This window comes from Streptomyces sp. NPDC059224 (assembly GCF_042754285.1).
GTDB lineage: Bacteria > Actinomycetota > Actinomycetes > Streptomycetales > Streptomycetaceae > Streptomyces.
Genome location: NZ_JBHZAN010000036.1, coordinates 88,876 through 103,281, shown reverse-complemented (window position 1 = coordinate 103,281; position 14,406 = coordinate 88,876). Strand labels below are relative to the sequence as shown.

Annotated in this window: 17 protein-coding genes; 12 read left to right on the top strand and 5 right to left on the bottom strand. The window is 71.2% G+C overall.

Annotated elements, in window-relative coordinates; translation table 11 throughout:
* Positions 1–156: 156 nt before the first annotated feature.
* On the bottom strand, positions 157–687 hold the full coding sequence (locus ACFXI4_RS34315) for a GNAT family N-acetyltransferase (protein ID WP_362728474.1): 531 nt from the start codon (positions 685–687) through the stop codon (positions 157–159).
* A 116-nt stretch (positions 688–803) separates the two neighbouring features.
* Between ACFXI4_RS34315 and ACFXI4_RS34310 the strand changes: the two genes are divergently transcribed.
* The 4 genes from ACFXI4_RS34310 to ACFXI4_RS34295 all read left to right on the top strand — a co-directional run bounded on the left by ACFXI4_RS34310 (position 804) and on the right by ACFXI4_RS34295 (position 3,337).
* Positions 804–1,058: an MHYT domain-containing protein gene (locus tag ACFXI4_RS34310; protein WP_384998389.1), complete on the top strand. Its 255-nt coding sequence runs from the start codon at positions 804–806 to the stop codon at positions 1,056–1,058.
* A 54-nt stretch (positions 1,059–1,112) separates the two neighbouring features.
* Positions 1,113–1,541, top strand: a complete 429-nt coding sequence (locus tag ACFXI4_RS34305; protein ID WP_384998386.1) for an MHYT domain-containing protein — start codon at positions 1,113–1,115, stop codon at positions 1,539–1,541.
* An 89-nt stretch (positions 1,542–1,630) separates the two neighbouring features.
* Entirely contained in the window at positions 1,631–2,836 is a 1,206-nt protein-coding gene (locus ACFXI4_RS34300) for a cytochrome P450 (RefSeq protein ID WP_384998383.1), read from the top strand.
* 336 nt (positions 2,837–3,172) lie between these two features.
* Positions 3,173–3,337: a hypothetical protein gene (locus ACFXI4_RS34295; protein WP_384998380.1), complete on the top strand. Its 165-nt coding sequence runs from the start codon at positions 3,173–3,175 to the stop codon at positions 3,335–3,337.
* A 10-nt stretch (positions 3,338–3,347) separates the two neighbouring features.
* Here the strand turns inward: ACFXI4_RS34295 and ACFXI4_RS34290 are convergent, their stop codons facing one another.
* Both ACFXI4_RS34290 and ACFXI4_RS34285 read right to left on the bottom strand, forming a co-directional pair.
* A complete protein-coding gene (locus ACFXI4_RS34290) occupies positions 3,348–4,916 on the bottom strand; it encodes an ABC transporter permease (RefSeq protein ID WP_384998377.1) in 1,569 nt (522 codons plus the stop codon).
* Positions 4,913–5,809 carry an ATP-binding cassette domain-containing protein gene (locus ACFXI4_RS34285; protein ID WP_384998374.1) on the bottom strand — a complete coding sequence of 299 codons (897 nt, stop codon included), beginning with the start codon at positions 5,807–5,809 and terminating at the stop codon, positions 4,913–4,915. The genes ACFXI4_RS34290 and ACFXI4_RS34285 overlap by 4 nt, the downstream gene beginning before the upstream one ends.
* Before the next feature lie 74 nt (positions 5,810–5,883).
* Between ACFXI4_RS34285 and ACFXI4_RS34280 the strand changes: the two genes are divergently transcribed.
* A complete protein-coding gene (locus ACFXI4_RS34280; protein ID WP_384998371.1) occupies positions 5,884–6,384 on the top strand; it encodes a GbsR/MarR family transcriptional regulator in 501 nt (166 codons plus the stop codon).
* 99 nt (positions 6,385–6,483) lie between these two features.
* Here ACFXI4_RS34280 and ACFXI4_RS34275 read toward each other — a convergent pair whose 3' ends face one another.
* Positions 6,484–7,326, bottom strand: a complete 843-nt coding sequence (locus ACFXI4_RS34275) for a diacylglycerol kinase family protein (RefSeq protein ID WP_384998368.1) — start codon at positions 7,324–7,326, stop codon at positions 6,484–6,486.
* A gap of 197 nt (positions 7,327–7,523) precedes the next feature.
* On the opposite strand from ACFXI4_RS34275, the gene ACFXI4_RS34270 reads away from it, so the two are divergent.
* Positions 7,524–8,807: an adenylosuccinate synthase gene (locus ACFXI4_RS34270; RefSeq protein WP_362728012.1), complete on the top strand. Its 1,284-nt coding sequence runs from the start codon at positions 7,524–7,526 to the stop codon at positions 8,805–8,807.
* Between the two features lie 163 nt (positions 8,808–8,970).
* Positions 8,971–10,800, top strand: coding sequence for a bifunctional metallophosphatase/5'-nucleotidase (locus ACFXI4_RS34265; protein WP_384998365.1), 1,830 nt, complete (start codon positions 8,971–8,973; stop codon positions 10,798–10,800).
* A gap of 66 nt (positions 10,801–10,866) precedes the next feature.
* On the opposite strand, the gene ACFXI4_RS34260 is transcribed toward ACFXI4_RS34265, so the two are convergent.
* Positions 10,867–11,739, bottom strand: a complete 873-nt coding sequence (locus ACFXI4_RS34260) for a LysR family transcriptional regulator (protein ID WP_384998362.1) — start codon at positions 11,737–11,739, stop codon at positions 10,867–10,869.
* A gap of 128 nt (positions 11,740–11,867) precedes the next feature.
* Here ACFXI4_RS34260 and ACFXI4_RS34255 point away from each other — a divergent pair, with 128 nt between their 5' ends.
* From ACFXI4_RS34255 to ACFXI4_RS34235, 5 genes are all read left to right on the top strand, one after another.
* Positions 11,868–12,593 carry an SDR family oxidoreductase gene (locus ACFXI4_RS34255; protein ID WP_384998399.1) on the top strand — a complete coding sequence of 242 codons (726 nt, stop codon included), beginning with the start codon at positions 11,868–11,870 and terminating at the stop codon, positions 12,591–12,593.
* Between the two features lie 176 nt (positions 12,594–12,769).
* On the top strand, positions 12,770–13,261 hold the full coding sequence (locus ACFXI4_RS34250; protein WP_384998359.1) for a hypothetical protein: 492 nt from the start codon (positions 12,770–12,772) through the stop codon (positions 13,259–13,261).
* Between the two features lie 7 nt (positions 13,262–13,268).
* The gene (locus ACFXI4_RS34245; protein WP_384998356.1) at positions 13,269–13,616 is read left to right on the top strand and encodes a hypothetical protein; all 348 of its coding nucleotides are present in this window, start codon (positions 13,269–13,271) and stop codon (positions 13,614–13,616) included.
* Positions 13,617–13,691: 75 nt separating this feature from the next.
* On the top strand, positions 13,692–13,955 hold the full coding sequence (locus tag ACFXI4_RS34240) for a hypothetical protein (RefSeq protein ID WP_351317429.1): 264 nt from the start codon (positions 13,692–13,694) through the stop codon (positions 13,953–13,955).
* Positions 13,952–14,365, top strand: a complete 414-nt coding sequence (locus tag ACFXI4_RS34235) for a hypothetical protein (RefSeq protein WP_384998353.1) — start codon at positions 13,952–13,954, stop codon at positions 14,363–14,365. Before ACFXI4_RS34240 ends, ACFXI4_RS34235 begins: the two co-directional genes overlap by 4 nt.
* Positions 14,366–14,406 lie beyond the last annotated feature (41 nt).

Below are 14,406 nucleotides of genomic sequence, written 5' to 3'. Positions count from 1 at the left end.
TCCGGTCTCGGTCAGGGGTGCATTACGGTGGGACACGAGGGCCTTTCGGTCAGGTGTAGACGTCGCAATCCACACCGAGCCAGAAGGCCCTCACCCATTTCAAGATCAGTCAGCCGTGAGCCCTGTCACCGTCCACAACCTCCCGGGACAGAACAGCTAGGGCCGGGCGATGCGGTGGAGCACGTTCGGGCGCAGTGGCCCTTCGGGTGCGGTGGGGTCGTCGAAGTCGCCGGCCGGGTCGCGGGTCATGCCGATGCGGCGCATCACCGCCTGCGAACGGAGGTTGGCGGCGGTGGTGACGGCGAGGATCTCGCCGAGCCCGAGCGTGTCGAAGCCGTGCGCCAGGACGGCCAGCGCGGCCTCGGTGGCATAGCCCTGCCCCCAGGCCGCGCGGGCGAGCCGCCAGCCGATCTCCACTCCCGTGAACGGCACGTCCTCGTCCACCTCGTCCAGGCCCGCGAAGCCGATGAACTCGCCCGTGGCCCGCACCTCGACCGCCCACCACCCGTAGCCCCGCCGGTCGAACTCGGCCTGGAACCTCGCCACGGAGGCGTCGCTCTGTTCACGGGTGAGCGGATCGCCCAGGTGCTCCCGCACCTCGGGATCGGCGTTCAGCGCCGCCCACGGTGCGAGGTCGGAGTCGCGCCAGGGGCGCAGGAGGAGGCGATCGGTGCGCAGTTCGGCCATGCCGCCCAGCCAAGAGGGCTTCCGCTCCCGGGGCAATCCCTTTTCTCCCGGTTCACCGGGCTGAACCGGGACGCACATGCCACTACGGCCTGGTCACCCCGATGGTCGCCTGCCTGATGGCGTTACTCGGTTCCGTGCCGGCCCTGCGCCGCACCACCCGCTCGACGGGCCGCCGCCGCGGTGAGAAGAGGCTGGGCCGGCTCGCCCTCGGGGCGGTCTCCCTCGGCTGCGGCATCTGGACCACGCACTTCATCGCGATGATCGGATTCAGCGTCGACGGCACGGGGGTGAGTTACGACGCGGCCCGCACGCTGCTGAGGCTCGTCGTCGCCATCGCGGTGGTGGCCTGCGGCGTCTTCCTGGTCGGCTAGCGGGGATCGGGCCCCGTCACCCTGGGCGCGGCCGGCGTCGTCACCGGTCTCGGGGTGGCGGCGAGGCACTACCTCGGCATGAGCGCGATGTATATCGGTGGGACCGTGCACTACGACGCCACGGTCGTCGCGCTGTCCGTGGTGATCGCCGTGATCGCCGCCACCGCGGCACTCTGGGCGGCGGTGGCGATCAGCGCGGTCCGGGCGACCGTCGGAGCCGGCCTCGTGACGGGTGCGGCCGTGTCCGCCATGCACCACACCGGCATGGCGGCGGTGAGCGTCCACGTCTGGCAGATGCAGGCGGGCGGCCAGTCCTCGACGAGCCTGCTGTCCTTCCTCCTGGTCATGCCGGCCGGCCCGGTCATGGCCCCGGTCCTGGCCGCAGCGATCGTCATGTCCGACCCGGAGGCCGGGGGCGGCCGGCGCGACCGGAACCCGGCCGAACACCCGCAGCCCGCGGCGACCGGACCCTTCACCTCCTGACGCCAACCTGGCGGTGGTGGACCCCGCCCGACCCGTCATCCCTGAGACACCCCTGGTCAGGAGGGGGACCGGCGGTCTAACGTCCGTCCATGGCAGCCTTCGACCCCTGGGACCCGGACTTCCTCGCCGACCCGTACCCCGCCTACGCCGAGCTCCGTTCCCGGGGCCGGGTGCTGTACTACGAGCCCACCGACCAGTGGCTGGTCCCGCACCACGCCGACGTCTCGGCGCTGCTGCGGGACCGGCGGCTGGGGCGGACCTACCAGCACCGCTTCACCCACGAGGACTTCGGGCGGACCGCCCCGCCGCCGGAGCACGAGCCGTTCCACACGCTCAACGACCACGGCATGCTCGACCTCGAACCCCCGGACCACACCCGCATCCGCCGCCTGGTGTCGAAGGCGTTCACCCCGCGCACGGTCGAGCGGCTCAAGCCGTACGTGGCGAAACTCGCCGGAGAGCTGGTCGACGGTCTGGTCCACGAAGGCGGCGGCGACCTGCTCGCCGACGTCGCCGAACCGCTGCCCGTCGCCGTCATCGCCGAGATGCTGGGCATCCCGGAGGCGGACCGGGCCCCGCTGCGGCCCTGGTCGGCGGACATCTGCGGAATGTACGAGCTGAACCCCTCCGAGGACACGGCCGCGAGGGCGGTCCGGGCCTCGGTGGAGTTCTCCGACTACCTGCGCGGGCTGATCGCCGAACGGCGCTCGGAGCCGGGCGAGGACCTGATCTCCGGACTGATCGCCGCACACGACGAGGGCGACCGGCTCACCGAGCAGGAGATGATCTCCACGGCCGTCCTGCTGCTGAACGCCGGCCACGAGGCGACCGTCAACGCCACGGTCAACGGCTGGTACGCCCTCTTCCGCAACCCCGCCCAGCTCGCCGCCCTGCGCGCCGACCACTCCCTGGTCCCCACCGCCGCCGAGGAGTTGATGCGCTACGACACCCCGCTCCAGCTCTTCGAACGCTGGGTGCTGGACGAGATCGAGGTCGACGGCACGACGATCCCGAAGGGCGCGGAGATCGCGATGCTCTTCGGCTCCGCCAACCACGACCCCGAGGTGTTCGGCCGTCCCGGGGAACTCGACCTCACCCGCCGCGACAACCCGCACATCTCCTTCAGCGCCGGCATCCACTACTGCATCGGCGCCCCCCTCGCCCGCATCGAGCTGGCGGCCTCCATGACGGCCCTGCTGGAGAAGGCCCCGACGCTGAGCCTGGCCGCGGAGCCGCGGCGGAAGCCGAACTTCGTGATCCGGGGCCTGGAAGGCCTGGGTGTCCGCGTCGAGTGATCAACCGTTCGGCTGATCACCGACCGATTCCGACGGCCGATCGCGGCTGACGGGTCAAGCCGTGCGTGCCTGCGCAGGGAGGCACCGTGACGGTTATGGCAGAGCGCACCTCGTCCCAGATGTCGGTCGGCGTGTTCGATCGGATCGCTGAATTCGCCGAGCGCGTGGACGACACCGTCAGGCTCCACCCGTGGGGCACTTCGCGGGGCAGGGGGACTGGGCCGATACCCCTGGGGTGCTGATGGTCGTGGAGGTCACCTCGTACGACTCGGACACCCACAACGGGGACCGGGTCGGGAAACCCCGCGCCTCGCCGAGGCGGGTATCCCGGTCTGCTTGCTCATCGACCGGGACAACCTCCCGGTCCTCGTGCACAGCGACCCGGACCCGGAGGGCGGATACCGGGACGTGCACGTGGTGAAGCTCGGGGGCAAGGTCACTCTCCCCGGCCCCGTCGGTATCGCCCCCGACACCGAGGAGATCAAGCAGTACGTCGACTGAGAGCCTGCCGTCAGGCGGTCATGTCCCGGCGTCCCAGTCCCGCGAGGCCGCCGCCCGCCAGCAGCACGGCCAGCCCCAGCAGGATCAGAACCGGCCCCCACGCCATCTGCTCGCCCGGCAGCTTCGGCAGGTGGCCGAAGGGGGAGAGGTCCAGGACGAGGCGGGGAGCGTTCAGGGCCGGGCCCACCCAGCCGATCAGCAGGACCGCCACCCCCGCTCCCCAGGCCGCGGGCGCCAGCCGGGGCGTGACCCCGTACAGCAGCAGCGCCAGGCCGCCGATCACCCAGACCGCCGGGAGCTGGACCAGGCAGGCGCCCAGCACCGGGCCCACCTCCTTGCCGAAGCCGGCCGCTAGGCCCACTCCGGCCAGCAGCATGATCAGAGCCGAGCCGCCGAAGGCGATCACGAGGTGCCCGGCCGCCCAGCGCAGTCGTCCCACCGCGCAGGCCAGCAGGGGTTCGGCGCGGCCCGCGGTCTCCTCGCCGTGCAGCCGGAGCACGGACGACACCACGTACAGGGCCGCGACCAGGCCCAGCATGCCGGCCATCGAGGCGAGGAACGCGTCCGTGAGCGCCCCGTGCCCGCCCATCCGCTCGAAGATCTCGCGGGCGTTCTCGTTGTCCCCGACCAGGTCGGCCGCGCCCTCCGCCAGCCCGCCGAAGACCACGCCCGACAGGAAGAAGCCGAGCGACCAGCCGAGCACCGCGCCCCGCTGGAGCCGCCAGGCGAGCGCGGCCGCCGAGCCGAGGGCTCCGGTGGCCCGGCCCGGACGGGCCGGGAAGAAGCTCATCCCCAGGTCACGGCGGCCGGCCAGGACGTAGGCCACCCCGGCCTGCACCAGCACCGCGGCCGTGAACAGCACCAGTACCCACCAGCGTTCGGCGGCGAAGGGGCGGAGATTCTCCAGCCAGCCCAGCGGCGACAGCCAGGTCAGCGGCGACGATCCGTCGGCACGGGCCGAGTCGCCCGCCGCGCGCAGCACGAAGGCCGCGCCGAGCACCGCCGCCGTGAGGCCCCGGGCCAGGCGTGCGCTCTCGGTGAGCTGGACGGCGACCGCGGCCGTCGTCGCGAAGACCATGCCGGTTCCGGCCAGGCCCAGCCCGAAGGAGAGGGCCCCGGCGATCCCCTGTCCGGCCAGGCCCGCCGTGATCAGCAGGGCCAGTACGCCGTTGGCGACGGCCGCCGCCAGCAGGGCCGCGGTCAGCGCCGCCCGGCGGCCCACCGCGCCGGACGCCAGCAGCTCGGCCCGGCCGGTCTCCTCCTCCTCGCGGGTGTGGCGTACGACGACGAGCAGGCCGGTGACGGCTGCGAGGAGACCGGCGTACACGCCCACCCGCCAGGCGGTCAGACCGCCGAGCGAGGTGTCGTGGAGCGGGCCGATCAGCGCCCGGAAGGAGGCGTTGGTCTGCAACTGACGGACGAGATCGGTACGTTCGGACTCCGTGCCGTACAGGGTCTTCAGCGTGTTCGGCATGGAGAGGACCATCAGCGCGTTCACCGCGATCCAGACCGGTGTCGTCACGCGGTCGCGGCGCAGCGCGAAGCGCAGGAGCGTGCCGGTGCCGCTGAGGGTGGTCATCGGGTGACCGCCTCGTCCGCGTAGTGGCGGAGGAAGAGCTCCTCCAGGGTCGGCGGCGTGGAGGTCAGGGACCGCACGCCGGTCCGGCTCAACGAGCTGAGTACGGCTGTGAGTTGCCCGGCGTCGACCTGGAGGCGGACCCGGTGGCCCTGGACGTCGAGGCCGTGGACGCCGGGGAGGTGGGCCAGCCCGTTCGGCGGCCCGGCGAGTTCGGCGGTCACGCTGGTGCGGGTGAGGTGACGCAGGTCTGCGAGTGAACCGGACTCGACCGTACGGCCGTTGCGGATGATGCTGACGCGGTCGCAGAGTTCCTCGACCTCGCTCAGGATGTGGGAGGACAGCAGGACGGTCCGGCCGCGGTCGCGCTCCTCCGCCACGCAGCGCTGGAAGACCTCCTCCATCAGGGGGTCGAGGCCGGAGGTCGGCTCGTCCAGGATCAGCAGGTCCACGTCCGAGGCGAACGCGGCGACCAGGGCGACCTTCTGGCGGTTGCCCTTGGAGTAGGTGCGGCCCTTCTTGGTGGGGTCCAGTTCGAAGCGGTCGAGCAGATCGGCCCGGCGGCGGGCGTCGACGCCACCGCGCAGCCTGCCGTACAGGTCGATGACCTCGCCGCCCGAGAGGTTGCGCCAGAGGGCGACGTCCCCGGGGACGTAGGCGATCCTGCGGTGCACCTCCACGGCGTCCTTCCAGGGGTCGCGGCCGAGGATCTGCGTGGCGCCGGAGTCGGGGCGCAGCAGGCCGAGCAGGACCCGGATGGCGGTGGACTTCCCGGCGCCGTTCGGGCCGAGGAAGCCGTGCACCTCGCCGGCCTCGACGTCCAGGTCGAGGCCGTCCAGGGCGTGGGTGCGGCCGAAGGACTTGTGCAGCCCGGCGACCTTGATTGCCTTCGTCATGGTTCCGAACGTACGCTGTCTTCAGAAATTTGTGAAGTTAAGGAAGTGCAGAAACCGCGGCTAGGGTGGTGACCATGACTACGGATGCGACGGGACGTGACGAGGAGGCCGTCTCGAAGTTCGTCGAGAGCTTCGCGGCGCAGCTCGTCGAGGCCGGGATGCAGCGCATGCCGGCCCGGATCTTCGCGGCCCTGCTGTCGTCCGACCCGGGCACCCTGACCTCGGCGGAACTGGGGGAGAAGTTGCAGGTCAGCCCGGCGGCGGTGTCCGGCGGGGTGCGCTACCTGGCCCAGCAGCACATGGTCGCGCGCGAGCGGGAACCGGGCTCCCGGCGGGAGCGGTACCGGGTGCACAGCGACCAGTGGTACGAGGCCCTCACCAACCGGGAGACCGTGCTCAAGCGCTGGGAGGGGGCGCTGCGGGAGGGCGTGAGCAGCCTCGGCGCCGACACCCCGGCGGGGCGGCGGATGGCCGAGACACTCGCGTTCTTCGAGTTCGTGGACGGGGAGATCGCCCCGATGATGGAGCGCTGGCGGGTCCACCGGGCAGAACGGTTCGGCACCGAGCCCGTCTAGGGGCCCCGCGGGCGCGGGGAACTGCGCGACCGGCCTCCCGCCGGGCCGCAGGTGCACGCGCACCCGCGGGGGCGTCGCGGCCGAGCCGCGGAACCGGCGCTACGAAACCCCCGGCACCGTGAGCCCCCAGGCCCCCTCGACCACCCGCCAGGTCCGCCGCCGTACCGGACCGGTCACCCCCACGTCGGCCCGGTACCGGAAGTCCGCGCCCGTCACCGTCACCGTCCGCCCGGCGGCCCGTACCGGCGTCGCCTCCGCGCCCACCGACAGCGGCCGTACCTCCACCTCGGCCAGCCCGTCGCGGCCGCCCGGGATCACCGAGATCCCCTCCACCGGCTGGTCCAGGTCCACCACCGTCAACCCGTCGACCTCGACCCGCAGCCGCGCGGGTCCGGGACGGGTCACGGCCGGGGCCGGGCGGGCGGACAGAGACCGTACGAGGGTCTGGTACGGACGCAGCCACCCCCGGGCCGGTACCGGCTCCGCCGCCGCCGCTGCCGCCGTCGCCGGCGGCGGGATCCGCAGCGCGCCCAGCACCACCCCGTCGCTGTCGTCGACCAGGAGATCCAGGCGGCGCTCCACGCCGTCCAGGACGGCCCGCGCCGCCGCCACCGCACCGGTGGGCACCCCCAGCGCGTGCGCGACGCCCAGCGCACCCCCCACCGGGACCACGGACAGCACACATCCGGCCAGCTCCCGCTGCCGGTGCAGAAAGGTCACCGCACGGATCAGCGCACCGTCGTCGCCCACCACCACCGGCCGCCGCGACCCCCTCCGGGCCAGCACCCGGGCAAATTCCTCGGGACTGTCCGGCAGACACACCTTCGTGGTCGCACCCGCGCTGAGCACGTCTTTCGCGATCCGGACGGACTCACCGTCCGTCTGCCGTGCCGCCGGATCGATGATCACCAGCAGCTGATCGGACCGCGCGAATGTCGCCACCTCGGTCGTGCCTCGCTTCCTCGGGTAGCATCACTGTGCAAGAGCCCCTTGCGCTGTTGCGCCAGGGGCTTCGTCTATTCCGGGGCATCCGGTCCGACGGTTGTGCGGCCAACGACGGTCGCGGTGGTACGCGGCGACGAACCTTACGCGTACGCCCCTGACCTTGGACATGCCCCGCCCGGAAGGGGTGTACGCGCGTGCCCGCACTTGTGCTGCTCGGTGCTCAGTGGGGTGACGAAGGCAAGGGAAAGGCGACGGATCTGCTAGGCGGCTCCGTCGACTACGTGGTGCGATACCAGGGTGGCAACAACGCCGGCCACACGGTCGTCGTCGGCGACCAGAAGTATGCGCTCCACCTCCTCCCTTCCGGAATCCTCTCGCCTACGTGTGTTCCGGTCATCGGCAACGGCGTCGTCGTCGACCCCTCGGTCCTGCTCTCCGAGCTGAGCGGTCTGAACGAGCGCGGCGTCGACACGTCCAAGCTCATGATCAGCGGTAACGCGCACATCATCACGCCGTACAACGTGACCGTCGACAAGGTGACGGAACGCTTCCTCGGCAAGCGGAAGATCGGTACGACGGGGCGCGGCATCGGCCCGACCTACGCGGACAAGATCAACCGCGTCGGCATCCGGGTCCAGGACCTCTACGACGAGTCGATCCTGACCCAGAAGGTCGAGGCGGCCCTCGACGTCAAGAACCAGGTCCTCACCAAGCTCTACAACCGGCGCGCGATCGCCGTCGACCAGGTCGTCGAGGAACTGCTGACCTACGCGGACAAGCTCGCCCCGTACGTCGCCGACACGGTCCTGGTCCTCAACCAGGCCCTGGAGGAGGACAAGGTCGTCCTGTTCGAGGGCGGCCAGGGCACGCTGCTGGACATCGACCACGGCACGTACCCCTTCGTCACCTCGTCCAACCCGACGGCCGGCGGCGCCTGCACCGGCTCCGGCGTGGGCCCGACGAAGATCAGCCGGGTCATCGGCATCCTCAAGGCCTACACGACCCGCGTCGGCGCCGGCCCGTTCCCGACCGAGCTGTTCGACGAGGACGGCGAGGCGCTGCGCCGGATCGGCGGCGAGCGCGGTGTCACCACCGGCCGGGATCGCCGCTGCGGCTGGTTCGACGCGGTGATCGCCCGCTACGCGACCCGCGTGAACGGCCTGACCGACTTCTTCCTCACCAAGCTGGACGTCCTCACCGGCTGGGAGCAGATCCCGGTCTGTGTCGCGTACGAGATCGACGGCAAGCGCGTCGAGGAACTGCCCTACTCGCAGACCGACTTCCACCACGCGAAGCCGGTCTACGAGACCCTGCCCGGCTGGTCCGAGGACATCACCAAGGCCAAGACCTTCGCGGACCTGCCGAAGAACGCGCAGGCGTACGTGAAGGCCCTGGAGGAGATGTCCGGCGCCCCGATCTCCGCGATCGGCGTGGGCCCGGGCCGCAACGAGACGATCGAGATCAACTCGTTCCTGTAGGCCGCCGGTTCACAGCGCCTCTTGGGCCGGTCTTGGGAATCCTTGACCGGCCCTTGGGTCATCCGTGGTTACGCCGGTAACGGTCGGAGGTCAGCATCTACGCGGGTAGCCCGCCGCCTCCCGCACGCAACTCCCGTCCGTATCGCCCTTCCAGGAGCCCTGAATGCCCGTCAATCCCATGAACCGCCGCGAGTTCGTGCAGAAGTCGGCCGTCACCGGAGCGGCCGTGGCCGTCGCGGGAACCGTCGGAACCGGCACCGCCGAGGCCGCCGAGCGCGGCCACGCCAAGCCCCCGAAGGCGCCGAAGACCTGGAGCTTCTCCATCCTGGGCACCACCGACCTGCACAGCCACGTCTTCAACTGGGACTACTACACCAACGCGGCGCCGGTGGACGCCAAGGGCAACACGTACGGCATCGCGCGCATAGCCACCCTGGTGAAGAACCTCCGCAAGGAGAAGGGCGAGGGCCGGGTCCTCCTCGTCGACGCCGGCGACATCATCCAGGGCACCTCCCTCGCCTCGTACTACGCGAGCGTCGACCCGATCACCGGCAGGAACGGCAAGCGCGGCCCCAAGCACCCCATGGCGATCGCCATGAACGAGATGCGCTACGACGCGGCCGCCCTCGGCAACCACGAGTTCAACTACGGCATCGAGACCGTCCGCACCTTCGAGAAGCAGTGCGACTTCCCGCTGCTCGGCGCCAACGCCCTGGACGCCAGGACGCTCAAGCCCGCCTTCCGGCCCTACACCGTCAAGCACATCAAGGTCCCGCACGGCCCGGACATCAAGGTCGGCATCCTCGGCCTCACCAACCCGGGCATCGCCCTGTGGGACAAGGACAACGTCTCCGGGAAGATGGCCTTCACCGGCCTGGTCGAGCAGGCGAAGAAGTACGTGCCGCGGCTGCGCGCCCTCGGCTGTGACGTCGTCTTCCTCACCGACCACTCGGGCCTGGACGGCTCGACGTCGTGGGGCGACGAACTCCCCTACGTGGAGAACGCGTCGAACCTGGTCGCCGAGCAGGTGCCCGGCATCGACGCGATCCTCGTCGGCCACACCCACGTCGACGTCCCGACGTACACGGTGAAGAACGCGGAGACGGGCGAGGACGTGCTGCTCTCCGAGCCGTACTGCTACGGCTACCGCCTCTCCGTCTTCGACTTCGAGCTGGAGCACGTGCGCGGCTCCTGGAAGATCACCAAGAAGACCGCCACCACCCTGAACAGCAACACGGTCGCCGAGGACCCGCGGATCACCGAACTCCTCACCGCCGACCACGAGCTGGTGGTCAAGTACGTCAACACCGCGATCGGCACCAGCACCGTGGCGATGTCGACGGCGGAGGCCTGCTGGAAGGACGTCCCCGCCATCGACTTCATCCAGCAGGTCCAGATGGACGCGGTGAAGGCGGGCCTGTCGGCGGCGGACGCCGCGCTCCCGCTGATCTCGGTGGCCGCCTGCTTCAGCCGGACGGCCACCATCCCGGCCGGTGACGTGACGATCCGCGACGTGGCGGGCCTGTACGTCTACGAGAACACCCTGTACGGCAAGAAGCTCACCGGCGCCCAGGTCAAGGACTACCTGGAGTACGCGGCGAAGTACTACCACCAGGTGCCGGCGGGCACGGCGGTGGACACCGCCACCCTCACCAACGCCAACAGCTTCTGGGACTACATGTACGACATGGCGACGGGCGTCGACTACGAGATCGACATCGCGGCCGCCGAGGGCTCGCGCATCAAGAACCTGACCTACAACGGCACCGCGGTCGCCGACGACCAGGTCTTCGTCGTCGCCGTCAACAACTACCGCGCCAACGGCGGCTCCGGCTACCCGCACATCGCCGCCGCCGAGATCGCCTACAGCTCCACCAACCAGGTCCGCGACCTGATGGTCGCCTACGCCACAGCGAAGGGCACCATCGACCCGTCGACGTTCGCGGCGACCAACTGGAAGCTGACGCAGGGCGGGACGCCGGTCTTCGCGTAGCCCGGTGCGGGGGGCGAGTTCACCGGGTCCGGCGAACTCGCCCCCCCGCACGTCAGCCCGGTCGCCTCACCGTGCCGTTCCGGCCGGTTCGCAGAGCCGGGTCGCGACCTGGACGAGACCGGCGACCGCTCGGGAGCGGCTGTGGGGTGGCCAGGCGATCACGGTCGTGACCGGCGGCGCGTCCGGCACCGGTACGGCGGCCAGGTCCTCGCGCAGCTGGGACCGGACCGACTCCGGCACGACACAGCAGGCGCGGCCCAGCGCGACCAGCTGGTACAGCTGGGCCTGGTCCCGGACCTCCGGACCGGGCCCCTGCGGGTACCTGCCGTCGCGGCCCCGCCATCGCGCCAGGGGCAGGTCGGCCAGTTCGGTGACATCGGTCATCCGCACCCGGTCGCCGGCGGTGAGCGCGTGCCCGGCCGGCACCACCACGACCTGACTCTCCGTCTGCAGTTCCTCGGTGTCGAACCCCGCCGTGCTGTCGAACGGCAGGGGCAGCAGGGCCACGTCGGCCCGGCCGTCGCGCAGCATGCGTTCCTGCTCGCCGACCCCGCACAGCAGCAGGTCGACGGTGACCGCACCGGGTTCGGCGGCGTAGGCGTCGAGCAGCTTCGCCAGCAGGTCGCCGGACGCGCCCGCCTTCGTGGCGAGGACCACACCGGCCTGGCCGTGCGCCGCGAGGGCCGCACGCCGGGTGCGCTGCTCGGCGGCCTCGACGGCGTCCAGCGCCGCCCGTGCCTCCCGCAGCAGCACCGAACCGGCCTCGGTCAGGGCGACCGCACGGCTGGTGCGCTCCAGCAGGGCCGCCCCCAGCCGTCGTTCCAGCTGACGGATGGCCCGCGACAACGGTGGCTGCGCGATGCCGAGCCGCTGCGCCGCCTTCCCGAAGTGCAGTTCCTCGGCGACGGCCACGAAGTACCGCAATTCGCGTGTCTCCACGCCCTCCATGCTACCGATCCGACCGGGATCGATACCCGTGCGGTATCGCCGCGCACCCGATCGGTGTTGGCCCGGCCTGCCCGGTCCGCGCCAGGATCGACGACATGACCGACGACATGACCGAAGACATGACCGAGCAGAAGACCGCGCTGGTGACCGGCGCGAACAAGGGCATCGGATACGAGATCGCGGCCGGCCTGGGCGCCCTCGGCTGGAGCGTCGGCGTCGGGGCCAGGGACGCGGAGCGCCGGGAGGCCGCCGTCGCGAAGCTGCGCGCGGCGGGGGTCGACGCGTTCGGCGTGCCGCTCGACGTGACCGACGACGCGAGCGTGACCGCCGCGGCCGGGCTGGTGGAGGACCGCGCGGGACGCCTCGACGCACTCGTCAACAACGCCGGCATCACCGGCAGCGCGCCGCAGGCGCCCACGACCGTCGACGTCGCGACGGTACGGGCCGTCGTGGAGACCAACGTCATCGGCGTCATCCGCGTCACCAACGCGATGCTCCCGCTGCTGCGCCGCTCGCCGTCCCCGCGGATCGTCAACGTCTCCAGCAGCGTCGGCTCCCTCACCCGCCAGTCCGCGCCCGGCGCCGACATGGGACCGATCGCCGTCGCCTACTCGCCGTCCAAGACGTTCCTCAACGGCGTCACCGTCCAGTACGCCAGGGAACTGCAGGACACGAACATCCTGATCAACGCCGCGTGCCCCGGCTACTGCGCGACCGACCTCAACGGCTTCCGGGGCGTCCGCACACCGCAGCAGGGCGCGGCCACCGCGATCCGCCTCGCGACCCTGCCGGACGGCGGCCCCACCGGCGGCTTCTTCGAGGACGACGGGGTGGTTCCCTGGTGACCCGCACGGTGGCACGGGCTCAGCCCTGTTGAGCAGCCGTACTCAGGCGGGGGCGTGCGGGCGGGGGTGAGATGGAAGGCATGAGCTTTCCGCCGCCGCCCTGTCCGCCGCCGTGCCCGCCGTCGTACGGCCCCGCGGTCCCGCCGGGGCGGACCCGGCCGGGCGGGACCCTCGGAGTGGTCTTCGCCGTGGTGGCCGCGCTGCTGCTCGCGGTCGCAGTGACCGTGAACGGGCTGTTGTTCTTCGGTATGGCCTTCGCCGGTGACAGCTGCGGCACCTCGGCGGGGACCCAGCGGTTCTGCGACGACTCCGGCGTGTGGATGCTCGTCGCGATGTTCGGACCGTCGGTCGCGCTGGCCGCCGCGGCGGCCACGGCCGTCCTCGGGGCGGTGTGGGTCCGGCGGCCGTGGACCGCCCTGGTACTGGGCGTGCCGGTCTACGCGGCCGGGCCCGCGCTCGCCCTGTTCAGCGTGTTCGGTTGGACGACGGGGCCGTTGATGCCCGGCTGCCGCGCACCGTGTTTCACTCCCCGGAGTGAAATGTGTGAACTAAAGCCCAGGAAAAGGGCGTTCCGACTTGCGCTCGCATCTTTGCGTGGCCCTAAAGTCACGATCAACAGATTGCCCCCGCGGTGCGCCAACACCCGGGGGCTCGACACAAGGAGCTAGACCTCCCGTGCGCGTTCATCGTACGGCGCCTCCGCGCGCCTTCGCAGCCTTCGCCAACTCCCGCTTCGGGGAGCGTCGTCTGTCCTGGGCGGCCGCGGGCGTACTGGCGTACCTCCTGAGTCTTCCGAGCGGCTCGTGGGTCACGGAGCGCATCCTCGCGGCACGGCGCCGGGAAGGGTGCATGACGGTAGTCGCCTCCCTGCGTGAGCTGGAGGAACGGGGCTATCTGCGGCGGGTGGTGCAACGGGATCCGGTGACACGGCAGTACTCGACGACCTGCGAGGTGTTCGAGAGGTCGTGCGAATACGGGTCACCAAGGGGTGAACTGCGGAAAGTTCACCCGGCGGCCGCGTAAGGACCAGAAGAAGGAACGTGGATGACTGCCTTGCTCGACCGGCCTGAGACGGTATACCAGAGGTATACTTGCGTCATGGCTGACACCACCGTCAAGGTCGACCCTGCCGTTCGTGACCGCCTCATGGTGCTCGCCCGAGAGCGTGGGATGACCATGCGCGACCTGATCGCCGAGCTCGCGGGGGCCACGCCCACGCAGGAGGAACTGCGCAAGCGGTACGAGGAGACGAGGGCGTACTGCGAAACGCACTTCGGTGTGACGTTCACCGACGAGGAGCACGACCGGGTGGAGAAGGTCTGGCAGGACCTTGAGGCCGGCCGGCCCGTGGACAGTCTGTGACCGCCATGAGGGCCGGTTCCACCGGCGTCGTCTTCGACGAGTCCGCTCTGCTGGCGCTCGGCTCGGGGAACTCGCTGGCCTCCCACTTCGTGGCGAACGCGGAGCACGGACCCACCCGGCACGTCTATGTGCCCGCACTCTGCCTGGCCGCCGCCGACGGCATGCGCAAGGGCGTCGCGGAGCACATCGGCGCCCTTCCCGCCGTCGAGATCGTGGAGTTGGACTTCGCCGGCGCCTGCACGGTCGGCGCACTGTTGCGTGACGGCGTGCAATGGCGGCTCGGGCACGCGGTCCATCTGTCCCGGCCGACGGTCGGCTGGCCCGACGGGCGTCACGTGGTGACCGTCGAGCCCGGCCTCTACGCCGACCTGCCCCTCGTCCGCACGATCAGGCTGCCGCACCAGCGGTGACCGCACACCGGGCGGGGCGTCTGTGCACCGGGCGCCCCGCC